Origin of the sequence: Streptomyces coerulescens, from assembly GCF_042657965.1 — a bacterium.
Classification (GTDB): Bacteria; Actinomycetota; Actinomycetes; order Streptomycetales; family Streptomycetaceae; genus Streptomyces; species Streptomyces coerulescens.
Genome location: NZ_JBHSKM010000008.1, coordinates 566463 through 589606 on the forward strand (window position 1 = coordinate 566463; position 23144 = coordinate 589606).

The 23144-nt window shown below is 67.8% G+C and carries 32 protein-coding genes; 2 read left to right on the forward strand and 30 right to left on the reverse strand.

Translation table 11 applies throughout. The features are described from left to right. The first annotated feature begins 67 nt into the window (after positions 1–67). Positions 68–952, forward strand: a complete 885-nt coding sequence (locus ACFPQ9_RS16815; RefSeq protein ID WP_380853486.1) for a hypothetical protein — start codon at positions 68–70, stop codon at positions 950–952. A 45-nt stretch (positions 953–997) separates the two neighbouring features. Here ACFPQ9_RS16815 and ACFPQ9_RS16820 read toward each other — a convergent pair whose 3' ends face one another. The 5 genes from ACFPQ9_RS16820 to ACFPQ9_RS16840 all read right to left on the reverse strand — a co-directional run bounded on the left by ACFPQ9_RS16820 (position 998) and on the right by ACFPQ9_RS16840 (position 7844). Further along, the gene (locus tag ACFPQ9_RS16820; protein WP_380853488.1) at positions 998–2071 is read right to left on the reverse strand and encodes a C40 family peptidase; all 1074 of its coding nucleotides are present in this window, start codon (positions 2069–2071) and stop codon (positions 998–1000) included. 17 nt (positions 2072–2088) lie between these two features. Continuing rightward, on the reverse strand, positions 2089–2571 hold the full coding sequence (locus tag ACFPQ9_RS16825) for a poly-gamma-glutamate biosynthesis protein PgsC/CapC (protein ID WP_019753111.1): 483 nt from the start codon (positions 2569–2571) through the stop codon (positions 2089–2091). 63 nt (positions 2572–2634) lie between these two features. Continuing rightward, positions 2635–4224, reverse strand: coding sequence for a poly-gamma-glutamate synthase PgsB (gene pgsB, locus ACFPQ9_RS16830; protein ID WP_380853491.1), 1590 nt, complete (start codon positions 4222–4224; stop codon positions 2635–2637). A 7-nt stretch (positions 4225–4231) separates the two neighbouring features. Next, on the reverse strand, positions 4232–6466 hold the full coding sequence (locus ACFPQ9_RS16835; protein ID WP_380853493.1) for a HAMP domain-containing protein: 2235 nt from the start codon (positions 6464–6466) through the stop codon (positions 4232–4234). A 211-nt stretch (positions 6467–6677) separates the two neighbouring features. Beyond that, the gene (locus ACFPQ9_RS16840; RefSeq protein ID WP_380853495.1) at positions 6678–7844 is read right to left on the reverse strand and encodes a CapA family protein; all 1167 of its coding nucleotides are present in this window, start codon (positions 7842–7844) and stop codon (positions 6678–6680) included. Positions 7845–7981: 137 nt separating this feature from the next. On the opposite strand from ACFPQ9_RS16840, the gene ACFPQ9_RS16845 reads away from it, so the two are divergent. Continuing rightward, positions 7982–8860 (forward strand): hypothetical protein, encoded by an 879-nt coding sequence (locus ACFPQ9_RS16845; RefSeq protein ID WP_380853497.1) that lies wholly within the window; start codon positions 7982–7984, stop codon positions 8858–8860. A 3-nt stretch (positions 8861–8863) separates the two neighbouring features. Here ACFPQ9_RS16845 and truA read toward each other — a convergent pair whose 3' ends face one another. From truA to rplV, 25 genes are all read right to left on the reverse strand, one after another. After that, a complete protein-coding gene (gene truA / locus ACFPQ9_RS16850; RefSeq protein ID WP_380853499.1) occupies positions 8864–9724 on the reverse strand; it encodes a tRNA pseudouridine(38-40) synthase TruA in 861 nt (286 codons plus the stop codon). Between the two features lie 140 nt (positions 9725–9864). Next, positions 9865–10353: a 50S ribosomal protein L17 gene (rplQ, locus tag ACFPQ9_RS16855; RefSeq protein WP_380853501.1), complete on the reverse strand. Its 489-nt coding sequence runs from the start codon at positions 10351–10353 to the stop codon at positions 9865–9867. A 179-nt stretch (positions 10354–10532) separates the two neighbouring features. Then, positions 10533–11555, reverse strand: coding sequence for a DNA-directed RNA polymerase subunit alpha (locus ACFPQ9_RS16860; RefSeq protein WP_003966937.1), 1023 nt, complete (start codon positions 11553–11555; stop codon positions 10533–10535). A gap of 254 nt (positions 11556–11809) precedes the next feature. Then, positions 11810–12214: a 30S ribosomal protein S11 gene (rpsK, locus tag ACFPQ9_RS16865; RefSeq protein WP_003956432.1), complete on the reverse strand. Its 405-nt coding sequence runs from the start codon at positions 12212–12214 to the stop codon at positions 11810–11812. Positions 12215–12284: 70 nt separating this feature from the next. Further along, positions 12285–12665: a 30S ribosomal protein S13 gene (rpsM, locus tag ACFPQ9_RS16870; protein ID WP_020135802.1), complete on the reverse strand. Its 381-nt coding sequence runs from the start codon at positions 12663–12665 to the stop codon at positions 12285–12287. 190 nt (positions 12666–12855) lie between these two features. Beyond that, entirely contained in the window at positions 12856–12969 is a 114-nt protein-coding gene (gene rpmJ / locus ACFPQ9_RS16875) for a 50S ribosomal protein L36 (protein ID WP_003998809.1), read from the reverse strand. A 59-nt stretch (positions 12970–13028) separates the two neighbouring features. Next, positions 13029–13250 carry a translation initiation factor IF-1 gene (gene infA / locus ACFPQ9_RS16880; protein ID WP_003948620.1) on the reverse strand — a complete coding sequence of 74 codons (222 nt, stop codon included), beginning with the start codon at positions 13248–13250 and terminating at the stop codon, positions 13029–13031. A 193-nt stretch (positions 13251–13443) separates the two neighbouring features. Further along, positions 13444–14280 carry a type I methionyl aminopeptidase gene (gene map / locus ACFPQ9_RS16885; protein WP_380853508.1) on the reverse strand — a complete coding sequence of 279 codons (837 nt, stop codon included), beginning with the start codon at positions 14278–14280 and terminating at the stop codon, positions 13444–13446. Between the two features lie 138 nt (positions 14281–14418). Continuing rightward, positions 14419–15081 (reverse strand): adenylate kinase, encoded by a 663-nt coding sequence (locus ACFPQ9_RS16890; protein WP_380853510.1) that lies wholly within the window; start codon positions 15079–15081, stop codon positions 14419–14421. Next, positions 15081–16394, reverse strand: coding sequence for a preprotein translocase subunit SecY (gene secY / locus ACFPQ9_RS16895; protein WP_380853512.1), 1314 nt, complete (start codon positions 16392–16394; stop codon positions 15081–15083). The genes ACFPQ9_RS16890 and secY overlap by 1 nt, the downstream gene beginning before the upstream one ends. A gap of 244 nt (positions 16395–16638) precedes the next feature. Beyond that, positions 16639–17094 carry a 50S ribosomal protein L15 gene (gene rplO / locus ACFPQ9_RS16900; protein WP_023547373.1) on the reverse strand — a complete coding sequence of 152 codons (456 nt, stop codon included), beginning with the start codon at positions 17092–17094 and terminating at the stop codon, positions 16639–16641. A gap of 2 nt (positions 17095–17096) precedes the next feature. Further along, complete coding sequence (gene rpmD, locus ACFPQ9_RS16905; protein WP_003974250.1) at positions 17097–17279, reverse strand: 50S ribosomal protein L30; 183 nt, start codon at positions 17277–17279, stop codon at positions 17097–17099. 2 nt (positions 17280–17281) lie between these two features. Continuing rightward, complete coding sequence (gene rpsE / locus ACFPQ9_RS16910) at positions 17282–17887, reverse strand: 30S ribosomal protein S5 (RefSeq protein ID WP_015658456.1); 606 nt, start codon at positions 17885–17887, stop codon at positions 17282–17284. Positions 17888–17928: 41 nt separating this feature from the next. Then, positions 17929–18312 carry a 50S ribosomal protein L18 gene (rplR, locus tag ACFPQ9_RS16915; protein WP_071364959.1) on the reverse strand — a complete coding sequence of 128 codons (384 nt, stop codon included), beginning with the start codon at positions 18310–18312 and terminating at the stop codon, positions 17929–17931. A gap of 3 nt (positions 18313–18315) precedes the next feature. Then, positions 18316–18855 carry a 50S ribosomal protein L6 gene (gene rplF, locus ACFPQ9_RS16920; RefSeq protein WP_380853516.1) on the reverse strand — a complete coding sequence of 180 codons (540 nt, stop codon included), beginning with the start codon at positions 18853–18855 and terminating at the stop codon, positions 18316–18318. 24 nt (positions 18856–18879) lie between these two features. Beyond that, positions 18880–19278, reverse strand: a complete 399-nt coding sequence (gene rpsH / locus ACFPQ9_RS16925) for a 30S ribosomal protein S8 (RefSeq protein WP_004984520.1) — start codon at positions 19276–19278, stop codon at positions 18880–18882. A gap of 212 nt (positions 19279–19490) precedes the next feature. Beyond that, positions 19491–19676 carry a type Z 30S ribosomal protein S14 gene (locus ACFPQ9_RS16930; RefSeq protein ID WP_003948630.1) on the reverse strand — a complete coding sequence of 62 codons (186 nt, stop codon included), beginning with the start codon at positions 19674–19676 and terminating at the stop codon, positions 19491–19493. A gap of 5 nt (positions 19677–19681) precedes the next feature. Beyond that, positions 19682–20239, reverse strand: coding sequence for a 50S ribosomal protein L5 (gene rplE / locus ACFPQ9_RS16935; protein WP_114254780.1), 558 nt, complete (start codon positions 20237–20239; stop codon positions 19682–19684). Continuing rightward, complete coding sequence (gene rplX / locus ACFPQ9_RS16940) at positions 20239–20562, reverse strand: 50S ribosomal protein L24 (protein WP_053674523.1); 324 nt, start codon at positions 20560–20562, stop codon at positions 20239–20241. Before rplX ends, rplE begins: the two co-directional genes overlap by 1 nt. 2 nt (positions 20563–20564) lie before the next feature. Next, complete coding sequence (rplN, locus tag ACFPQ9_RS16945; RefSeq protein WP_003998823.1) at positions 20565–20933, reverse strand: 50S ribosomal protein L14; 369 nt, start codon at positions 20931–20933, stop codon at positions 20565–20567. A gap of 101 nt (positions 20934–21034) precedes the next feature. After that, the gene (rpsQ, locus tag ACFPQ9_RS16950; RefSeq protein WP_018543912.1) at positions 21035–21319 is read right to left on the reverse strand and encodes a 30S ribosomal protein S17; all 285 of its coding nucleotides are present in this window, start codon (positions 21317–21319) and stop codon (positions 21035–21037) included. Beyond that, a complete protein-coding gene (gene rpmC, locus ACFPQ9_RS16955) occupies positions 21319–21543 on the reverse strand; it encodes a 50S ribosomal protein L29 (RefSeq protein WP_007494763.1) in 225 nt (74 codons plus the stop codon). The genes rpsQ and rpmC overlap by 1 nt, the downstream gene beginning before the upstream one ends. Beyond that, positions 21543–21962 carry a 50S ribosomal protein L16 gene (gene rplP / locus ACFPQ9_RS16960; protein WP_009327094.1) on the reverse strand — a complete coding sequence of 140 codons (420 nt, stop codon included), beginning with the start codon at positions 21960–21962 and terminating at the stop codon, positions 21543–21545. Before rplP ends, rpmC begins: the two co-directional genes overlap by 1 nt. 5 nt (positions 21963–21967) lie before the next feature. Then, a complete protein-coding gene (gene rpsC, locus ACFPQ9_RS16965; RefSeq protein ID WP_380853521.1) occupies positions 21968–22789 on the reverse strand; it encodes a 30S ribosomal protein S3 in 822 nt (273 codons plus the stop codon). Continuing rightward, positions 22789–23136 (reverse strand): 50S ribosomal protein L22, encoded by a 348-nt coding sequence (rplV, locus tag ACFPQ9_RS16970; protein ID WP_053759515.1) that lies wholly within the window; start codon positions 23134–23136, stop codon positions 22789–22791. The genes rpsC and rplV overlap by 1 nt, the downstream gene beginning before the upstream one ends. Positions 23137–23144: the final 8 nt, after the last annotated feature.

A 23144-nucleotide genomic window follows, 5' to 3' on the forward strand; every position in this document is an offset into this window, starting at 1 on the left:
AACGCTAGGGGCCTGTGCGCCTCTTGGGGCGGACCGGCACACCCCGGGGCCGTCTAAGATGCGCCCCATGAGCTACGGGCAGCAGGGGGGACCCCAGTCCCAGTGGGATCCCTGGAAACCGCATTCCCAGCAGCCGTGGAACGACGGCGCCGATCAGACTCCGGACTGGGCCGCGCTCGCCGAGGCCTCGGAGACCCGCAACAAGCGGCGCCGGCTGCTGTTCATCGGCGGCGGCGCACTGGCGACGGTCGCCATCGGTGCCGCCGTGGCGGTGGCCGTGGTGTCCGCGAACGGCAGCAACTCCGCGTCGAACAAGCCGTCTTCCTCGCTGCCCGGGACCGCGGACCTGCCCAGCGAGTCGGGCGCCGCGCCGTCGTTCGCGCCGACGAGCGCTCCGCCGCCGCTGGATCCGAAGGACTTCATCTCCAGCAAGAGCAAGGACACCGCCCCGCTCGGCGTCCAGACCCTCTTCCCGGGCACCCAGCTGACCGTCGGCGGCAAGGTGTACAAGAAGGGCGCCACGGACGACACCAAGAGCTGCTCGGCGGTCACCAAGGGCGGCCTGCCGAAGATCCTCACCAACAGCGACTGCACCCGCTTCATGCGCGTCTCGTACGTGAAGGACGGCATCGCGGTGACGGTCGGCGTGGCGGTCTTCGACAACGCGGCGCAGGCCACCAAGGTCAAGGGCCAGGTGAACACCAAGAAGGACATCATCCGGTCGCTGTCCGGCAAGGGCGTCAAGGACTTCTGCACCTCGTCCGTCTGCCTGTCGACGTCCAACTCCTACGGCCGCTACGCCTACTTCACCATCACCGGCTTCACCAGCGGCAAGGACATGACGGACAAGGACACCACCGCCTTCCAGGTCAGTGACGAGCTGGAGGAGTTCACGTTCCAGCAGATCCTCAGGCGGGGCCAGATCCAGGCTTCGGCAGCGGCCGGCGAGTAGGGCGGACGCCGCCCCCGGGCCCGGTGTCCCCGGGCCCGGCGTCCCCTACAGCCGCTTGGCGCTGCGCAGCGTCTTGGCGTAGTAGCCGTTGCCGTCGAGCCGGGACACACCGCCGACGTCGCCGATGGTGGGCCCGTTGACCTCCTCGCGGCTCGACACGAAGATCAGATGCCCTTCGGTGTCGTGGCCGAGGACCATGCCGACGTGGTCGAGGCGCTGGCCGGTGCGGGTGTCGAGCTTGAAGAAGACGAGGTCGCCCGGCTGGAGCTGGTCGATCGCGGCGGGCCTGTCCTGCGCCGAGATACCGGCCAGCGGCAGGATGTCGACGCCCTCCTTGGAGCGGGCCATGCCGTTGGCGGTACGGGGCAGTCCGTCGCCGGAGGCGTCCGAGGACATCAGGGGGTAGCGGGCCCGGTAGCCCAGCACCATGCGGATGAAGCCCGAGCAGTCCACGGAGCGGGCCCGCATGCCCTCCGGCTGTCCGACGGTCCCGTCCCGGAACGGGTACTGCACACCGAGGTAGTCGTAGAAGTCGGACTGCTCCAGGCGCAGGTCGCCGCCCTCGGCCCCGGTCGTGTTCAGCGGACCGAAGTTCGCGTCACCGGCGTAGACGGTGCCCTGCGCGTCCTTCTTCACCGGTGCGCCCGCCACGTACTGGAAGGCGAAGGCGAAGATGTCGTCCTTCTTGCTGTCCTTGAACTCGGCGTACCAGTCCTTGAACCACTTCTTGGACTCCGCGCCCTTCTTCCAGGGCTCCGGCATCAGCCGCACCCAGTCCGTGGTGCTGACCTTGGACGCGGTCGAGGTCGGCTCCTGGAAGGTGCGGGCGGGCCCGGTCAGCGTCGCGGTGCGCGCGCCGTCCGTGAAGACGGCCTTGATCTGGCCGTCGGAGCCGCGCAGCACGGACCGCGCCGGGTTCTCAAGGCGGGACCAGGTCTCCTTGCCGCTCTCCGTGGCGGCGGTGCTCCGGCCGCCCTCCAGGACGCCGACGTTGCGCACCTCGGTGACACCCTGTTCGTCCTGCTTGCGCAGTTCCACCGTGAGGTAGCCGGAGGCGCCGACGAGCGTCAGCAGCACCAGGCCGGTGACGACGGGCCGCGACTTCTTCTTCCCTGCCATCGTTTGCTCCTCGGTTCTCAGACGGTCGGCATGACGCCGAGCAGCAGGCCGGCGGCGACGACGATGTAGGCCATCAGGGAGACGGTGCCGGTGGCCAGCAGCGTGGCCCCCTTGGGCTGGCGCACCATCTGGTAGGCGATCAGGCCCGGCACGATGAAGCCGAGCGTCTGGTTGCCGTACAGCAGCGGGAACTCGATCGAGAGCACGATCATCACCGTGGCCTGGAGCAGCACGCCCAGCAGCACCACCGCGGCGAACAGCCGCTTGCCGTACAGGATCACCAGCCGCTGCATGATCTTGGTGCCGCCGTAGGTCAGGGCCGTGACTCCCACGACCATGGCCGCGCGCTGGAGGTCCTCGATGAGGGTGAGCGCGAGCCAACCGGGGGTGATCATGCCGCCGGGCGACAGGTTGGTCGTGAGATAGCACAGCAGCGAGAAGAACAGGCCTATGGCGATGCCGAGGGCAGCCATCTCGGGGGTCAGGGCGGCGGTGGTCAACGGGGTCTCCGGACGAAGGAATACAGGTGCGGGCGGCGAGGTGGGCGATGGCCGGCGGGCGGGTCAGGCGCGCGGCGGGTGTCCCCCTCCGTCGTCGTCCGCCGGCCGGCCGAAGGGGTCCTCGCCGTACGGCTGCGCCGCGGGTCGCGCGGTGCGGAACCAGGCCGAGACCTCCGCCTGCCCGGCCCCGTGCGGCGACTGCGCCGGGGCCTGGCCGTACTGCTGTACCTCGGCGTACTGCTGGGTCCCGGCGTACTGCTGGTTCCCGGGGTACTGCTGGGGCACCTCGGCGTACCGCTGCGGCGCCTGGACCGGGGCCGGAATGGTGATCACCGGGATCTCCTGCGTCTGCGACGCCTGGTACCGCTCCTCATAGGCGGTGGGGTACGAGGCGTACGGATCCAGGCGCTGCGGCTGGTGCGGCGCCGCGGCGACCGCGTCACCGGCCGCCCCCGCCCCCTCCGGCTCGCTCTCGTCCGCCGGGAGCTCGGCCAGGTACTCCAGGAGTTCCTCGCCCTGCCCGTGGATGTTGCCGATGGCGACCAGCGAGGACCCGTCGGACATCCGGCCGAGCAGGGTCGGCATGAACTCGTCGGCCGAGCGGCGCTCGCCGCCGAGGTCGACCGCGCGGTCGCGCCAGTCGGTGGGGATGGCGTCGATGGCACTCTTGGCGGGGTGCCCGATGACGAAGACGTTGTCGGGCCGGAGGTCGGGGATGATCTCGCCCATCTGCCCGTTGCGCTCCACCCGGTCGGGGCGGCAGTTGATCACGACGTTCAGGGGGCGGCGGATCGCGCCGAGGTCGAGCAGCTGGTTGATGTTCATCAGCGTCGACTCGGGGTCGTTGGCCGCGAAGACGTTGGCGAAGGCGAGCCTTTGGCCGTCGGGGGCGACGTACTTCTCCACGGACAGCACGCCCGGGTCGGGCGGGGCGTCGTACATGCCCTGCAGCGCGACCTCGCGCCCGACTCCGAGCAGGTCGGCCACGACCAGCGCGATCGCGACGTTCTCCTTGAAGGTGAACCAGCTGAAGCCGCGCAGCTCCTCGTCGGTGACGGTCTCCGGATCGGCGTAGATCAACTGGCAGTTACGGGCGTCCGCCTCCTCCTGGAGGATGTGGAAGCGCTCCTTCTCGGCGGTGACGCAGATGCCGTCCTCCGGCATCGAGCGGCACAGCGAGCGCGCCACGTCGTCCAGGGTCGGCCCCATCTCGGCGAGGTGGTCCTCGCGGACGTTGCACAGCACGCCGATCGTCGAGCGGATCAGCTTGCTCTGGTTGACCTCCTGCAGGGCCGGCATGACCGCCATGCACTCGATGACGAGGGCGTCGGGACGGTAGGTCGCGGCCCGGCGGACGATGCCGATCTGCTCCACCACGTTGGCGATGCCGAACTTGCGGTAGACCGGCTCCTCGGTCGCGTCCGGGTGGATGAAGCGCGCCGCGGTGCCCGTCGTCTTGGCCACGGTGACCAGGTCACCGCCGCGCAGGGCACCGGCGCACAGCCGGGTGATGGAGGACTTGCCGCGGATGCCGTTGACCAGCACCCGGGAGGGGATGGTGTGCAGCGCGGCGTAGTGCCTGCGCTGCTCGATGATGCCCGCGATCAGCAGGAACACCGAGCCGATCAGCAGCACGAAGTAGAGGTAGAGCACGGGCCGGTCACCTTCCTCCGGCGCCGAGCCGGGGCTCGGCACTCCGGCGCGCCTGGTTCTGCCTGCGGGCCTGCAACTGCTGGCGGACCAGTTCGAGGCTGCGGACCACGGCCCCGACCTCGTCGTGGTAGCGGGGGTACAGCACGGTCTTGAGGTCGCCGTCGGCCAGCTTCTCCGCGCTGGTCGCCAGCGCGCGCAGCGGCCGGACCACGACCAGGTGGATCCAGCCGAGGCACACCACGATCAGCGCGAGACCGAGCATCCCGGCGAGCACACTGCGGTCCTCGCGCTCGTACGGGGCGATCTCGAAGTGCTTGGCGTTCTGCCAGCTGATCACGGTCCAGCCGACGTCGGCCGCGACACCGCCGCCGGAGAAGGGGGCCGCCGCGGCGACGGTGACCGAGCGCCCCTCGCGGATGAGCAGCCCGTTCTCCACGGGTCCGGCGCCGACCTTGACGCCGCCGGCCCGCACGAGGTCGGTGAGCGACTCGCGCGGCAGGCTCTCGAAGGCCAGGAAGCCGTTGCTGCCGGCGATGGTGCGCGCCTTCGTGTCGACCACACGGACCTCACCGAGACCGGGCCGGGCCAGCAGCGAGTTCAGGAACTCCACCCGGATCTCGCCGACCAGGGTCAGGCCCTTGTGCTCCGGTACGGCGGCCCCGGCCTGGACGACCGGCTTCTTGCCGCCCTCGCCGGCCACCCGGATGACGTCGCCTCCGCCCCAGTCGGCGTGCGGCTCCTCTCCGGCACGGGCCAGGACGTCGCCGCCCTTGTCGACGACATACAGGGACTCGTAGCGGGTGTGCTTCTTCAGCGCGTCGTCCAGCACACCCGTGGTGGCGTCGGGGTCGTCCGCGTCGATCAGCCGGGTGATGGAGACGAGGTCGGCCTGGGCCTCGTTGAGCGCGCGGCGGACTCGGTCGGCGACCAGGTCGGTTCGGTCGCGCTGGTCGTTGACCATGGTGCTGGGCACGCTCACCGAAGCGTCGGTGCGGTTGAGCAGCAGCCCGACCGGCACACACCACAGCAACAGCAGTACGGCGGTGAGCGCCAGCGGCACCCGCAGTCCGAGCCGGCCCCTGCGGCCCTTGCCGTGGGATTCCGCGTCCCCACCGGACAGCTGCGCCCGCAGCCGCTCCAGGGCGGCGCCGACGCGGGCGGTCTCGCCCCAGCGGGGTACCTCGACGGGGCGGGTCAGATCGCCGCGGGCGAGCCGGCGCGACTCCAGGAACAGCGCCAGCAGGGGCCGCTGCACCGCCCGCCACAGCAGGGCCGCCGCCACCAGACCGAACACCACCAGGACACCGGCCGCGATCAGCCCGTACAGCTCCCGCTCCTGCCCGACGGCGTGCTCCTGCACGACCGGCAGCATCGCCACGACGGTCAGCCCGAGGCCCGCGCCGACGCTCTCGCGCTGCTCGGGGTCGGCGGAGGCGAGGGAGGCGTATCCGGCGGTGGCGATACGGCCGTTGTAGGAGTCGCCGAGCAGCGTGCCGCTGACGCCCGGGTAGCCGCGGGAGCCGGGCTCCCGTGCGCTGACGGGGTCCTCCTCGGTCTCCTTGGCGCTGCGCTCGGACAGCCGGGTCATCTGCTTCTGCAGGAAGGACAGCTCGTCGCGTTCGGCGTCCGAGTTGAGCGCCTCGGCCTGCTCGAAACCGGCGGTGGCAAGGACCTCGCCGCCCCGGGCCACGACCGCCATCGAGCGGAACGGGCCCAGGTTGATGGCGGGCACGGAGAGGCTGTTGGAGGCGATCAGCAGCTGCTGCGGACGGTCCTCGAAGTCGAGGAGGGCCATCGTCATCAGCCGTACGTCGCCGGTCTCCAGGCGGACCATACGGGGGGTCAGGGCGTGCTCTCCGGTCAGGACGTCCTTGTCCAGCCAGGCCAGAGGAATCGTTTCGCCCCGTGCGGCGAGCACCTTGCCGCTCTCCAGGTCCAGCACCGTGGTGCCGGTCCACTTCTGGTACGTGGTGCTCAGGTCCGACAGCACCCGCTCGGGGTCGGCCGGCGCACCGGCGTTCAGCGCGGCCGCGGTGCGGTTCAGGTCGGTGACGCGCTCGTCGATCGACGCGCGTAGGGCGATCGCGCCGTCCTCCGCGAAGTGCTGCTGGGAACCCAGCACCGCCTTCGGCACCACCGGGTCGCCGGCCGGGCCCAGCACCTTGGCCGTGAGGCCGGCCAGGGCGAGGATCAGCAGGCACAGCAGCGCGATCGGCGGACGGATGCCGCCCAGCAGCGGCATGTCCGCGCGTCTTCGCGAGCGTCTGCGTCCGCCCCGTGCGGGACGCCGAGCGCCTTGAGTTGGGGTCACCGGTGGTTTTCCTTCGCCTCTTCACTACTCAGGCGCTCGCTGGAGCCACCGCTGACGCGGGCATGAGACGCCGTCCCTTTAGAAGACTGCCGACACGCGCCGGGGTTGGGTTCCGGGGCGCAACAGCTTCCTGTGTCCCTCGTCACGTCCCGAGATCGAGCTGCTCGAGGCCGTCGCCGCCCGGGGCGCCGCGGTTGTAGAGGAAGCCGCGGGTGCGGTCGGCGGCCAGCCGGTAGCGGGCGAGCCGGTCCTCGGACAGCTCGCCGGGGTGGTCGAGCGCCTCCTGCACGTCGACCACACGGTGGTCCTCGACGGCGTCCTCCGGTGCCTTCTCGCCCTCCTCGAGCTCCGGCGGGATGTCGACCAGCGTGGTCCGGTAGCGGGCGCTGACGTCCCAGCCGTCGGTCGTCTCCTTGAACTCGAACCAGCCGATCGCCCCCTCCTCGGTGAGGCCGGTCGGCGAGGAGTGCCGGGCGACCTGGTTGCCGAGGCTGTAGGCGACCCAGGTGCCGTTGAGTTTCTGGATCGGCTGCACGACGTGCGAGTGGTGGCCGATCACCAGGTTGATCCCGGTCTCCTTGGTGATCCGATCCGCGAGCCGGAGCTGCGGGACGCTCGCCTCGTTGTAGTGCTCCAGACCCCAGTGGACCGAGAGGATCACCACGTCGGCGCCCTTCTTGCGGGCCTGCGACTCGGCCTTCTTCACGGCGTCGAAACCGATCCGGTTGAAGGCCCAGCGCTCCTTCTCGGGCGTGGGATTGAGGAAGGACTCCCAGGAGAAGGACAGGTGGGCGACCTTGACGCCGTTGACGTCCCGAATGTTGATCTGCTCTGCTTCGTCGGGCGTGCGGAAGGACCCGGTGTGCCCGAGGCCCACCTTGTCCATGGCGTCGAGGGTGCGCTTCACGGCCTTGAGGCCGTGGTCGTAGGTGTGATTGGAGGCCGTCGAGCAGGTGTCGTAACCCACGTCCTTGAGGGTCGTGAGGATCTGCGGTGGAACAAGGAACTCCGGGTAGCCCTCGAAGGGGCCCTTGGGTGTTCCGACCGGCGTCTCCATGTGACAGATGGCCAGGTCGGCCTTGCTGATGATCGGCTTCACGCCCGCCATCAGCGGTCCGAAGTCCAGCCCGGCCTGTCCCTCACCGGTCTTCTTGGCGTCCTTGGCCGCCTGTTCGACCAGCTCGGGGTGGATGAGCACATCACCCGCGGCGGCGACGGTGAACGAGCGCCCACCAGGCTTCACCTGGGCCCCGGACGGCTCGGAGGTACAGCCGGCGAGGAGGCCGGCCAAAGCCCCCAGAACCGCCACCGAGCGACCTATACGGAGAGACTTACGGAATGTCACCGCGACATACTCACACGCCACTCACATCCCCACCTGTCTCTACCATCACAAGAACGTCACGTTTCGCTCGCATTCTTGCCCCAACGGTTTTGATCCTCGCGTTGGCCGGTTGTGACACGACATCGCCCGAAGCGTCGGAACATTCGGTTCCGCAGGCCCGCGAACTCGTCGACCTGCGCGACCGGATCCTCACCTACACCGCCGGCTTCGGACCCGACGACCCCTACACCCCGCCCGGCGACAGCCGGCGCGAGGAACTGGCGCGCGGAGTGGGCCACCTCCTGGACGGCGACGCGGCGGAGGCCGAGCGCGTCCTCGCCCCCCTCGGCCTCGGCGTCACCCGCCTCACCGACACCGACTCCGGCCGCCGCTACGACGAGATCGCCGCCCTGCGGCCGAACGGCGAGGCCGCCCGCTGGGGCCGCCTCTACCTGACCGCCGACTCCGATGTGCGCTGGAACGTCCAGGTCCCGCACCCGGTCTCCGACCGCGACACCGAGGAACTCGGCGTCCGGCTGCTGGAGAACACGCCCTCGGGCTCCCTGGTCGTCGCCGGGGCCCACCGCCGGGCGGGCCGCTCGGACAGCGCCGACGTCGCCCACCGCGAGGACAGCGCGTTCCACACGATCGTCGTGGAACTCCAGAAGCGCGGGGTGCCCGGTCTCCAACTGCACGGCTTCGGCGAGTCGTCCGAGCGCCCCTACGAGGCCGTCGTCTCCGGCGGCTCGGCCCAGAGCACATCGGGCGAGGCGTCGGCGCTGGCCGACCGACTGGAGGGGGAAGGCCTGCGGGTGTGCCGGGGCTGGTCCGCGCGCTGCCCGCTGGAGGGCACCACCAACGTCCAGGGCAGGTCGGCCGAGCACCGGCACGCCGGCTTCCTGCATGTGGAACTGGCCCCCGACGCCCGCGACGACGGGCGCGACGCCGACGAGACCGAGGAGGCCCTCGGCGACCTGCTGCGCACGTGGTCCCGGGACTGAGGCTCAGCAGCAGCCGAAGCCGCCCGGCAACGTCCGCCTGTTCCGCGCCTCCTTGTTGCGCGCGGCCAGCAACTCGTCGGCGGGGTACCCGACCTCTTCGAGCGTCAGCCCATGGGGCCGTACGACATGCACGGCGGAGTCCCGGACACCGGCGGCGAGCACCTTGCCCGGCCAGTCGGCGGGCCGGTGCCCGTCCCCCACGAACAGCAGCGCCCCGATGAGCGAGCGCACCATGTTGTGGCAGAAGGCGTCGGCACGCACGGTCGCGGTCACGATCCCGTCGTCCCCCCGCACCAGGCTGAGCTCCTGAAGCGTGCGGATGGTGGTGGCGCCCTCCCGTTTCTTGCAGTAGGCGGCGAAGTCGTGCTCCCCGAGCAGCGCTCGCGCGGCCTCGTTCATGGCATCGACGTCGAGCGGCCAGTCGTGCCACAGGACATGGCCCCGCAGCAGCGGGTCCACGCCGCCGGGGTTGTCGGTGACGCGATAGGCGTACCGCCGCCACACCGCCGAGAACCGCGCGTTGAACCCGGCGGGCGCCTCCCGCAGCGCCCACACCCGCACATCCCTCGCCAGCCGCCCCGCGAGCCGCTTCAGCAGCTTCTCGTGGTGCTCGCGCCAGACCCGCTCGGGCAGATCCACGTGCGCGACCTGCCCCCGCGCATGCACCCCGGCATCCGTCCGCCCCGCGACGGTCAGCTCGTACGTCGTACTCCCCGACCGTGTGACGGTCCGCAGCGCGTCCTCGATCTCCCCCTGCACGGTCCGCCGCCCACCGGCCTGCTTGGCCCACCCGGAGAACTCGGTCCCGTCGTAGGACAGATCGAGGCGCACACGCACATGGCCCGGCTCTACTTCGTCACTCACACAGAGATCCTCTCAGCAACAAAAAGCGGGCCCGCCCCTCGAAAGGAACGGACCCGCCAACGCCCTGAAGGGGCGCGGGGAACTGCGCGACAAGCCACGACGAAGCCGCAGCCGCAAGCCGAACAGCCCCCGGCAGACGCTTAGGCGTCCTTCGACTCCTCGGCAGCCTCATCGGCCTTCGTGGTGTCGACCGTGCTCTCGGCAACCTCGGCGTCCTTGGCAGCACGCTTGGTGGCGGCCTCGGCCTCACCCGTCGCCTGCTGCGCGACCGTCAGCGCCTCGACCAGCTCGATGACAGCCATGGGCGCGTTGTCGCCACGGCGGTTACCGATCTTGGTGATGCGGGTGTAGCCACCCGGACGGTTCTCGTAGCGCGGGCCGATCTCGGTGAAGAGCGTGTGGACGACGCTCTTGTCCGTGATGACCTGGAGCACCTGACGGCGGTTGTGAAGGTCGCCCTTCTTCGCCTTGGTCACCAGACGCTCGGCGTAGGGCCGCAGACGGCGGGCCTTCGCCTCGGTGGTGGTGATCCGGCCGTGCTCGAAGAGCGCCTTCGCGAGGTTCGCGAGAAGCAGCTTCTCGTGCGCGGCACTGCCGCCCAGACGGGCACCCTTGGTGGGCTTCGGCATTGTTCTTCTCCTGTGTGTCTGCCCCGGCCGTATCAGGTACCGGGGTCAGTATCCGAGCAAGCGGTCGCCTGTCGGAGATCCGGGGCGTCCCCGAAGGGGCGCCCCGGAAGGGGCGCGGGGAACTGCGCGATCAAGCACAGCGCACCCGCAGCCAGGAACCGGCAGTCGGTCCCGAGCGCTTAGTACTGCTCGGTCTCGACGAAACCCGCGTCCGCGTCGTCGTCGGCGCCGAAGGCGTCCGCAGCGGCGGTCGGGTCGAATCCGGGCGGGCTGTCCTTCAGGGCCAGGCCCATGCCGGCCAGCTTCGCCTTGACCTCGTCGATCGACTTCGCACCGAAGTTACGAATGTCGAGGAGGTCGGCCTCGGAACGAGCCACGAGCTCACCCACGGAGTGGATGCCCTCGCGCTTGAGGCAGTTGTACGACCGAACGGTGAGCTCCAGCTCCTCGATCGGCAGCGCCAGATCGGCGGCAAGGGCGGCGTCCGTGGGGGACGGGCCCATGTCGATGCCCTCGGCGTCGATGTTCAGCTCGCGCGCGAGACCGAACAGCTCGACCAGGGTCTTACCGGCGGAGGCCATGGCGTCACGCGGACGCATCGCCTGCTTGGTCTCGACGTCGACGATCAGCTTGTCGAAGTCGGTGCGCTGCTCGACACGCGTGGCCTCGACCTTGTACGTGACCTTCAGAACCGGCGAGTAGATGGAGTCGACCGGGATACGGCCGATCTCCTGGCCCACCTGCTTGTTCTGCACGGCGGAGACATAACCGCGGCCACGCTCGACCGTGAGCTCCATCTCCAGCTTGCCCTTGCCGTTGAGCGTGGCGAGGACCAGGTCGGGGTTGTGCACCTCGACACCGGCCGGGGGCGCGATGTCGGCGGCGGTGACCAGACCCGGGCCCTGCTTGCGCAGGTACATCACGACCGGCTCGTCGTGCTCCGAGGAGACGACCAGCTGCTTGATGTTGAGGATCAGGTCGGTGACGTCCTCCTTGACGCCCGGCACGGTGGTGAACTCGTGCAGCACGCCGTCGATACGGATGGACGTGACCGCCGCACCCGGGATCGAGGACAGGAGGGTCCGGCGCAGGGAGTTGCCGAGGGTGTAACCGAAGCCCGGCTCCAGCGGCTCGATCACGAACCGGGAGCGGAACTCGTCGACGACCTCTTCGGTCAACGAGGGACGCTGAGCGATCAGCATGTGTGGATCAGATCCTTCTTTCGTGGACGCCCGCTATTTGACGTCCGACGGAAACCGCACCCATGAAAAGTGCGGGTACTGCAAGGGTAAGGGCGATACGGCCCAACAGAGCCGTACCGCCCGAACCCGAAGCCTGCTCGAAGCAGCCGTGCGTCAGACGCGACGACGCTTCGGCGGACGGCAGCCGTACTGCGACATGTGGGGGATAACCCCCACACCCCCAGCCGGAAGCCGAGCCGCCGTAGACCGGCGCGTCAGACGCGACGACGCTTCGGCGGACGGCAGCCGTTGTGCGGGGTCGGGGTGACGTCCTGGATGGAGCCGACCTCGAGGCCCGTGGCCTGGAGCGAACGGATCGCGGTCTCACGACCGGAACCCGGGCCCTTCACGAACACGTCGACCTTGCGCATGCCGTGCTCCTGGGCGCGGCGGGCAGCCGACTCGGCGGCCATCTGCGCGGCGAACGGCGTGGACTTCCGGGAGCCCTTGAAGCCGACGTGGCCGGCGGAGGCCCAGGAGATCACGTTGCCGGACGGGTCCGTGATGGAGACGATCGTGTTGTTGAACGTGCTCTTGATGTGCGCGTGGCCGTGAGCGACGTTCTTCTTTTCCTTGCGGCGCACCTTCTTGGCAGCGCCCTGACGACCCTTGGGGGGCATCTACTAACTCCTACGGGGAGGTGGTCGGTCCTACAGCGAAGACCGCTGATGAAGCGTTGTCCGCTGAGGACTACTTCTTGCCCGGCTTCTTCTTGCCGGCGATGGCGCGACGCGGGCCCTTGCGGGTACGGGCGTTCGTGCTGGTGCGCTGACCGCGGACGGGCAGACCGCGACGGTGACGGAGACCCTGGTAGCAGCCGATCTCGACCTTGCGGCGGATGTCGGCCTGGATCTCGCGACGGAGGTCACCCTCGGTCTTGATGTTGTTGTCGACGTACTCACGAATCGCGACGAGCTGCTCCTCGGAGAGGTCGCGAACGCGCGTGTTCGGGTCGATGCCGGTCTCGGCCAGCGTCTGCTGGGAGAGCGTCCGGCCGATGCCGAACACGTAGGTCAGGGCGACCTCCACGCGCTTTTCGCGCGGGATGTCAACACCGGAAACGCGTGCCATTCAATGGCTCCTGGTGATCTTCGGAGGTCTTCCGCAGAACCGAGTCCCAGCCGCCGTACGAGGTACGAACTGAGTCCCCGGCCTCCGAACCGGGGGTGTCAGGCGAAGGTTCGCCTGGGTCCTGCGTATGAACATATTCAGCTTGCGTCGCGCGAATCTCTGCGATCTGTGCAGAGGGATCGGTCGTGCGTCAGCCCTGGCGCTGCTTGTGGCGCGGGTTCTCGCAGATGACCATGACCCGACCGTGACGGCGGATCACCCTGCACTTGTCGCAGATCTTCTTGACGCTCGGCTTGACCTTCATGGGATTGAGGTTCTCCGGGTCAGTGCCACCACCCCGCCGAAGCGGAATGCGGGCAAGATCTACTTGTAGCGGTAGACGATCCGGCCACGCGTCAGGTCGTACGGAGACAGCTCCACCACGACCCGGTCGTCAGGGAGGATACGGATGTAGTGCATACGCATCTTGCCGCTGATGTGTGCCAGGACCTGGTGGCCGTTCTGGAGCTCGACCTTGAACATGGCGTTCGGCAGAGACTCGACGACAGTGCCCTCGATCTCGATGGCACCTTGCTTCTTGGCCACGCTTCGCCCTTCGGAATCGACTACCTTGATCGACTCCTGTGCTTTCCTGTTTCTTGGAGCTACAGGCGCATGCGGACATGCGGGTGCACGAGAGCCGACGAGTCAGTCTACGTCAGCGCACCCGGAAAGACGAATCGGGGAATCCTGCCCTGCCCGGCAGATCATTAAGCACCAGGTCCGCGGAAGGGGGCGCTCAGGCCAGCGGGTCCGGCGCGGCGACGATGCCGAACTCGGCCAGCTTCGCCTTGCCCGCGTCGGGAGCCGTCAGCACCAGCGGGCCCTCCTCGGTCAGCGCGACGGAGTGCTCCCAGTGCGAGGACCAGGTGCCGTCGGTGGTGATGACCGTCCAGTCGTCAGAGAGGACCTCGGTCTTCGGAGTGCCGAGCGACACCATCGGCTCGATCGCCAGGCAGAACCCGGGGACCAGCTTGGGACCCTTGCCCCGCCGGCGCTCCACATAGTTCAGCAGGTGCGGGTCCATGTGCATCTCGGTGCCGATGCCGTGGCCGCCGTAGTCCTCGATGATGCCGTAGCGGCCGCCGCCGGGCTTCGGCTGGCGGCGGATGTACGTCTCGATGGCACGCGAGACGTCGACGAGCCGGTTCCCCTGCTTCATGGCCGCGATGCCGGCCCACATCGACTCCTCGGTCACCCGGGAGAGCTCGATCAGCTCCGGAGCGTGACCGGAGCCCACGAAGGCGGTGTAGGCGGCGTCGCCGTGCCAGCCGTCGATGATGGCGCCGCAGTCGATGGAGATGATGTCGCCGTCCTTCAGGACGACGTCCTCGGACGGGATGCCGTGGACGACCACGTCGTTCACCGAGGTGCAGATCGTCGCGGGGAAGCCGCCGTAGCCGAGGAAGTTGGACTTGGCGCCGTGCTCGGCGAGCACCTTGCGGGCGACCTCGTCCAGATCCTTGGTGCTGGCCCCGGGCACCGCCACCTCGCGCGTGGCCGCGTGAATGGCGGCGACGACCAGCCCCGCCTCACGCATCTTGGCGATCTGCTCGGGGGTCTTGATCTGCACCATGGGGACGGGGGCCTTTCCTGCCGGGTGGAGGGACTGCTTCAACCATAAGGGCGGAGTCGTGACGCCCCGCCCCATGCAGCAGCCGCGGTCCCCTCGAAGGGAACCGCGGCCTGTGCTGCGTACGAGCTGAGAACGCTACTACCGGCCGTCCCCGTCACGCTTGAGCGCCTCCATGGCACGCCCCGTGACCTCTTCGACCTTGCCCAGCGCGGAGATGGTGACGACCAGCCCCTGCGCCTTGTAGTAGTCGATGATCGGCTCGGTCTGCGTGTGGTAGACCTCGAGGCGCTTGCGGACCGTCTCCTCCGAGTCGTCGTCACGCTGGTACAGCTCGCCGCCGCAGGCGTCGCAGACGCCCTCCGCCTTCGGCTTGCTGTACGTCACGTGGAAGACGTGGCTGGAGTCCTTGCGGCAGATCCGCCGCCCGGCGATCCGCTTGACGACCTCTTCCTCGGGGACTTCCAGGTCCAGGACCGCGTCCAGCTTCATGCTCTCGGACTGGAGCATCTCGTCCAGTGCCTCGGCCTGGGACACGTTGCGCGGGAAACCGTCCAGCAGGAAGCCGTTCTCGGCGTCCGGCTTCTCCATACGGTCCTTGGCCATCCCGATGGTGACCTCGTCCGGCACCAGGTTGCCCGCGTCCATGTAGGACTTCGCGAGCTTCCCGAGCTCCGTCTGCTGGCTGATGTTGGCGCGGAACAGGTCGCCCGTGGAGATGTGCGGGATCGACAGGTTCTTGGCGAGGAACGCGGCCTGCGTTCCCTTGCCGGCACCCGGCGGCCCGACGAGGACGATACGCATCAGCGGAGGAACCCTTCGTAATTGCGCTGCTGGAGCTGGCTCTCGATCTGCTTCACCGTTTCGAGACCGACACCCACGATGATCAGGATGCTGGTCCCGCCGAACGGGAAGTTCTGGTCTGCCCCGAAACCAGCCAACGCCATCGTCGGCACGAGAGCGATCAGGCCCAAGTACAGCGAGCCCGGCCAAGTGATCCGGTTGAGCACAAAGGAAAGGTACTCAGCGGTCGGTCGGCCAGCCCGGATGCCCGGGATGAAGCCACCATACTTCTTCATGTTGTCCGCGACTTCCTCGGGGTTGAACGAGATGGCCACGTAGAAGAACGCGAAGAAGACAATCAGGAAGAAATAGAGAGTGATGTGCACGGGCGCCGACGGGCTGGCCAGGTTCTGCTGGATCCAGGTCGACCATCCCGCATTCGAGTTCGTGAACTGCACGATCAGTGCGGGGATGTAAAGCAGCGACGATGCGAAGATGACGGGAATCACACCCGCCTGGTTCACCTTGAGCGGGATGTAGGTCGAAGTACCGCCGTAGGAACGGCGGCCGATCATGCGCTTCGCGTACTGCACCGGGATACGGCGCTGGGCCTGCTCGACGAAGACCACGAGACCGACCATGACCAGGCCGACGAGAATGACCGTGCCGAACTCGATCCAGCCGCCCGCCAGGGAACCCTGCTGCTTGATGGCCCACAGCGCGGACGGGAAGGTGGCGGCGATCGAGATGAACATCAGGATCGACATGCCGTTGCCGATGCCGCGGTCGGTGATGAGCTCACCCAGCCACATGACGACGGCCGTACCGGCCGTCATGGTGATGACCATGGTGATGGTCGTGAAGATCGACTGGTTCGGGACGATCTGGCCGGCCACCTGGCAGTTCGGGAACAGCGAGCCGCTGCGGGCGGTGGCCACCAGGCCGGTGCCCTGCAGAATGGCGAGCGCCACCGTCAGATAACGGGTGTACTGCGTGATCTTCGCCGTACCTGACTGCCCCTCCTTCTTCAGGGCTTCCAGGCGCGGGATCACCACAGTCAGCAGCTGCAGGATGATGCTCGCCGTGATGTACGGCATGATGCCGAGCGCGAAGATCGTGATCTGGAGCAGCGCGCCGCCACTGAACATGTTGACCAGGCCGAAGATGCCCTGGTTGGTGCTCGCCTGGTCGATACAGGTCTGGACGGCCGAGTAGTCGACGCCAGGGATCGGAATGTGGGTACCAACCCGGTACACCACGATGATGCCGAGAGTGAAGAGCAGCTTCTTGCGCAGGTCGGGCGTCTTGAACGCCCGGGCGAACGCGGTGAGCACGGTGCCTCCTGCGACCCCCGCGCAACTGCGTCAAGGGTGACGGTCTTGAGGTTCGACTAATAGGAACGCTTGGCTAACGGTCAACTGCCGCTCAGAGTGCCTCACAAGAAGCACTAAGTAAAAGTGGGCAGTGCAGGCCACCTTACCGGCGAGACCGCCCCCCTTGGAACGACCAACCGGGGATACCCCTTTTGTGGGGTATCCCCGGTCGGGATCGCTCAGGTCATCGAGATGCCTGTTGTGTTCAGACGAGCTCGGTGACGGTACCGCCGGCGGCGGTGATCTTCTCCTTGGCGGAGCCGGAGACGGCGTCGACCGTCACCTGCAGCGCCACGGAGATCTCGCCCTGGCCGAGGACCTTGACGAGGCTGTTCTTGCGAACGGCACCCTTGGCCACCAGACCCTCGACCGTGACCTCGCCACCCTCGGGGTAGAGCGCGGCCAGCTTGTCGAGGTTCACGACCTGGAACTCGGTCTTGAACGGGTTCTTGAAGCCCTTCAGCTTCGGGAGACGCATGTGGAGCGGCATCTGGCCACCCTCGAAGCGCTCCGGAACCTGGTAACGGGCCTTCGTGCCCTTGGTACCACGACCGGCCGTCTTACCCTTCGACGCCTCACCACGACCGACACGGGTCTTGGCGGTCTTGGCGCCCGGGGCGGGACGGAGGTTGTGGATCTTGAGCGGGTTCTGCTCCGCCATGATCAGTCGACCTCCTCGACCGTCACGAGGTGGCGGACGGTGTGCACCATGCCGCGGAACTCGGGGCGGTCCTCCTTGACGACCTGCGTGTTGATGCCCTTGAGACCAAGGGAGCGCAGGGTGTCACGGTGGTTCTGCTTGCTGCCGATGTAGGACTTGACCTGCGTAATCTTGAGCTGCGCCATGATTACGCACCCGCCCCGGCACGCGCACGGAGAAGCGCCGCGGGGGCGACGTCCTCGAGCGGCAGACCGCGGCGGGCCGCGACCTCCTCGGGACGCTGCAGGCCCTTGAGGGCCTCCACGGTCGCGTGCACGATGTTGATCGCGTTGTCGGAGCCGAGCGACTTCGACAGGATGTCGTGGATACCGGCGCACTCGAGCACGGCACGCACCGGACCACCGGCGATAACACCGGTACCGGGCGACGCGGGCTTGAGCAGCACGACGCCGGCAGCCTTCTCACCCTGGATCGGGTGCGGGATGGTGCCCTGGATACGGGGGACCTTGAAGAAGTGCTTCTTGGCCTCCTCAACGCCCTTGGCGATGGCGGCCGGCACCTCCTTGGCCTTGCCGTAACCGACACCCACGGTGCCGTCACCGTCGCCCACCACGACCAGCGCGGTGAAGCTGAAGCGACGACCACCCTTCACAACCTTGGCGACACGGTTGATCGCGACAACGCGCTCAACGTAAGCGGTCTTCTCGGCGGCAGCTGCGCCGCCGTCACGGCCCTTCCGGTCCCGCCGCTCGCCGCCACCGGCACCGCCACCGCGGCGCTGGGGTCCAGCCATTGGAATTACCTCTCTCTTTTTCCGCTAGCTACGGAAGCGGCTCAGAACTTGAGCCCGGCTTCGCGGGCGGCGTCCGCCAGGGCGGCGATGCGCCCGGCGTACTGGTTGCCACCACGGTCGAATACGACGGCCTCGACGCCGGCGGCCTTGGCGCGCTCGGCGACCAGGGCTCCGACCTGCTTGGCCTGCGCGGACTTGTCGCCCTCGCCACCGCGGATCGAGGTGTCCAGGGTGGACGCCGACGCAAGGGTGTGACCCTTGAGGTCGTCGATCACCTGGGCCACGATGTGCCGGTTAGAACGGGTAACGACCAGACGGGGACGCTCCGCCGTACCGTTGATCCGCTTGCGGATCCGGATGTGACGGCGCTTGATCGCGGCGCGCTTGTAGGCGTCGCCCTTGAGGATCTTCTGCCCGTATGCCATGGCTTACTTACCCGCCTTTCCGACCTTGCGGCGGATGACTTCGCCCTCGTACTTGACGCCCTTGGCCTTGTACGGGTCGGGCTTGCGCAGCTTGCGGATGTTCGCCGCAACCTCGCCGACCTTCTGCTTGTCGATGCCCTCGACCGAGAAGCGCGTGGGGGCCTCCACCTTGAAGGTGATGCCCTCGGGCGCCTCGACCAGGATCGGGTGGCTGTAACCGAGGGAGAACTCCAGGTTCGAGCCCTTGGCGACAACGCGGTAACCGACACCGCTGATTTCGAGCTTCTTCACGTAACCCTGGGTCACGCCGGTGATCATGTTCGCCACCAGCGTGCGGGACAGGCCGTGCAGGGCCTTGTTCTGACGCTCGTCGTTGGGGCGGGTGACGCTGAGCACGCCGTCCTCACCCTTGGCGATCTCGATCGGCGCCACGACGGTGTGGGTCAGCGTGCCCTTGGGGCCCTTGACCGAGACCGTCTGGCCGTCGATGGTGACGTCCACGCCGGCGGGAACCGCGATGGGGAGCTTGCCGATGCGCGACATAGCTGTTTCCTCCGTTCCCTTCTGCTACCAGACGTAGGCGAGGACTTCTCCGCCTACGCCCTTCTTGCCGGCCTGCTTGTCGGTGAGGAGCCCGTGGGACGTGGAGATGATCGCCACGCCGAGGCCGCCGAGCACCTTCGGCAGGTTGGTGGACTTCGCGTACACCCGGAGACCGGGCTTGGAGATCCGCTTGATGCCCGCGATGGAGCGCTCACGGTTCGGGCCGAACTTCAGCTCGAGGACGAGGTTCTTGCCGACCTCGGCGTCCTCGACCTTCCAGCCCGTGATGAAGCCCTCCTGCTGGAGGATCTCCGCGATGTGCGACTTGATCTTCGAGTGCGGCATCGCCACGGAGTCGTGGTACGCCGAGTTCGCGTTCCGCAGACGCGTAAGCATGTCTGCGATCGGATCAGTCATGGTCATGAATTGGCCTTCGGCCTCTCTCGCCGGGGTTTCCTGATGCGCCATCCCTCTCCCCGATCCGAGACGGGACGGGTGCGGCGCGGTGGACCTACGGCGTAGTAAGTCGTACGGGCGCGACAGGCGCCCAACCCCACAAGCCTAAGCCATGCGGGGAGGGGCCCCTGTCCACCCAGATGCTTACCGAGAGACTCCGGAATCCCTTATTAGGGGGATTACCAGGAGCTCTTGGTCACGCCCGGCAGCTCGCCACGGTGAGCCATCTCACGAAGGCACACGCGGCACAGGCCGAACTTGCGGTACACGGAGTGCGGGCGGCCGCAGCGCTGGCAGCGGGTGTAGCCACGCACACCGAACTTGGGCTTGCGAGCAGCCTTAGCGATCAGAGCCTTCTTCGCCATCTCGCTCACGCCTCCTTGAAGGGGAAGCCGAGGTGACGAAGGAGCGCGCGGCCCTCAGCGTCGTTGGTCGCCGTGGTGACCACGGTGATGTCCATACCCCGGACGCGGTCGATCTTGTCCTGGTCGATCTCGTGGAACATGACCTGCTCGGTGAGACCGAAGGTGTAGTTGCCACGGCCGTCGAACTGCTTGGGGGACAGACCACGGAAGTCGCGGATGCGCGGGAGCGCGAGCGACAGGGTGCGGTCCAGGAACTCCCACATGCGGTCGCCACGGAGCGTGACGTGGGCACCGATCGGCTGGCCCTCACGCAGCTTGAACTGCGCGATGGACTTGCGGGCCTTGGTGACGGCCGGCTTCTGACCGGTGATCGTGGTGAGGTCGCGGATGGCGCCCTCGATCAGCTTGGAGTCGCGGGCGGCGTCGCCCACACCCATGTTGACCACGATCTTGACGAGGCCGGGGATCTGCATGACGTTCTCGTACTTGAACTCGTCACGCAGCTTGCCCGCGATCTCCTCGCGGTACTTCTGCTTCAGACGCGGAGTGGTGGTGGTCGTCATCAGATGTCCTCACCCGTCCGCTTGGCAACGCGGATCTTGTTGCCTTCGTCGTCGAAGCGGTAGCCGACACGCGTGACGACCTTGTTGCCGTCCTTCTCAACGACCAGCTGGACGTTGGAGACGTGGATCGGCGCCTCGGTCGTGACGATGCCGCCGGCCTGCGAACCGCGAGCGGTCGGACCGGCCTTGGTGTGCTTCTTGACCCGGTTGACACCCTCGACCAGGACACGCTCGTCGCGCGGGTAAGCGGCAATGACCTTGCCCTGCTTGCCCTTGTCCTTACCGGTGATGACCTGGACCAGGTCGCCCTTCTTGATCTTCATGCTTACAGCACCTCCGGCGCGAGCGAGATGATCTTCATGAACTTCTTCTCGCGCAGCTCACGGCCGACGGGGCCGAAGATACGGGTGCCGCGAGGGTCGCCGTCGTTCTTCAGAATGACGGCGGCGTTCTCGTCGAAGCGGATGTACGAGCCGTCCGGACGGCGGCGCTCCTTGACGGTGCGAACGATGACCGCCTTGACGACGTCACCCTTCTTCACATTGCCGCCGGGGATCGCGTCCTTGACGGTGGCGACGATGACGTCACCGATGCCCGCGTAGCGGCGACCGGAGCCACCGAGCACACGGATGCAAAGGATTTCCTTCGCACCAGTGTTGTCGGCGACGCGCAGTCGCGACTCCTGCTGGATCACGTCTATCTCCTGTGTGTCTGCCGGTTCCCCGGGCGGGTGTGCACGTCACACACCCGCCCGGAGCCTGGCGGAACTGACCTGCGGGGTGTGCCCCGCAGGAATTACTTGGCCTTCTCGAGGATCTCTACGACGCGCCAGCGCTTCGTCGCGGACAGCGGCCGGGTCTCCATGAGGAGGACACGGTCGCCGACACCCGCGGCGTTCTGCTCGTCGTGCGCCTTGAGCTTGTTCGTACGGCGGATGACCTTGCCGTACAGCGCGTGCTTCACACGGTCCTCGACGGCGACGACGACGGTCTTGTCCATCTTGTCGCTGACGACGAGACCCTCACGGGTCTTGCGGAAACCGCGCGCCTCTGCGTTCTCAGTCACGTTCTTCTCGCTCATCAGGCGTTCTCCACCGTTTCGATGCCCAGCTCACGCTCGCGCATCAGGGTGTAGATCCGCGCGATGTCCTTGCGGACCGCCTTCAGACGGCCGTGGTTCTCGAGCTGACCGGTCGCCGCCTGGAAGCGGAGGTTGAACAGCTCTTCCTTGGCCTCGCGGAGCTTCGCCAGAAGCTCCTCGTTGCCCAGCTCGCGCAGCTCGGACGCCTTGGTACCGGCCGACATCACGCTTCACCTGCCTCGCGCTTGACGATCCGGCACTTCATCGGCAGCTTGTGGGCGGCGCGAGTCAGAGCCTCACGGGCGATCTTCTCGTTGGGGTACGACAGCTCGAACATCACGCGTCCGGGCTTGACGTTGGCGATCCACCACTCCGGAGAACCCTTACCGGAACCCATGCGGGTCTCGGCAGGCTTCTTGGTGAGGGGACGGTCCGGGTAGATGTTGATCCAGACCTTGCCACCACGCTTGATGTGACGCGTCATGGCGATACGAGCGGCCTCGATCTGACGGTTCGTCACGTACGCCGGGGTCAGCGCCTGGATGCCGTACTCGCCGAACGCAACCTGCGTACCGCCCTTGGCAGCGCCGGAGCGCTTCGGGTGGTGCTGCTTGCGGTGCTTGACCCTACGGGGGATCAGCATGTCGGTCAGGCCTCCGTTCCGGTGCTCTCAGCCGGAGCGGACGCCTGGGCCTCGGCCTTGGGGGCCTCGGCGCCGGCAGCCTGCTGCGGCTTGCGACCGCGCCGCTCGCCACCGCGGCCACCACGGGCCGGGCGGTCGGCACCACCACGGGCCGGGCGGTTACCCGCACGGGCCGCAGCGTTCTCGGCGCGGACCTCGGCGATGTTCTTGACGTCGCCCTTGTAGATCCAGACCTTCACACCGATGCGGCCGAAGGTCGTCTTGGCCTCGAAGAAGCCGTAGTCCACGTTCGCGCGGAGCGTGTGCAGGGGCACGCGGCCCTCGCGGTAGAACTCCGAGCGGGACATCTCGGCGCCACCGAGGCGGCCACCGCACTGGATCTTGATGCCCTTGGCGCCGGCCTTCATCGCCGACTGCATGCTCTTACGCATGGCGCGGCGGAAGGAGACGCGGGAGGAGAGCTGCTCGGCAACGGCCTGGGCAACCAGCTGAGCGTCGGTCTCGGGGTTCTTGACCTCGAGGATGTTCAGCTGGACCTGCTTGCCCGTGAGCTTCTCGAGGTCACCGCGGATGCGGTCGGCCTCGGCGCCACGGCGGCCGATGACGATGCCCGGACGAGCGGTGTGGATGTCCACCCGCACGCGGTCACGGGTGCGCTCGATCTCCACCTTCGAGATACCGGCGCGCTCCATGCCGGACGTCATCATCCGACGGATGGCGACGTCTTCCTTGACGTAGTCCTTGTACAGCTTGTCGGCGTACCACCGGGACTTGAAGTCCGTGGTGACACCGAGCCGGAACCCATGCGGGTTAACCTTCTGGCCCATTACCGGGTTCCTTCCTTGCTGCTGACGACCACGGTGATGTGGCTGGTCCGCTTGCGGATCCGGTAGGCACGGCCCTGGGCACGCGGACGGAACCGCTTCAGGGTCGGACCCTCGTCAACGTACGCCTCGCTGATGAACAGCGAGGAGGCGTCCGGGTGGTCGTAGTTGTGCGCGGCGTTGGCGATGGCGCTGTCGAGCACCTTGCCGACGGGCACGGAGGCTGCCTGCGGAGCGAATCGCAGAACAGCCTGAGCCTCCGTGGCATCCATGCCACGGATAAGGTCCACCACGCGGCGGGCCTTCATGGGCGTAACGCGGATGTACCGCGCCTGGGCCCTGGCTTCCATGGTTGTCC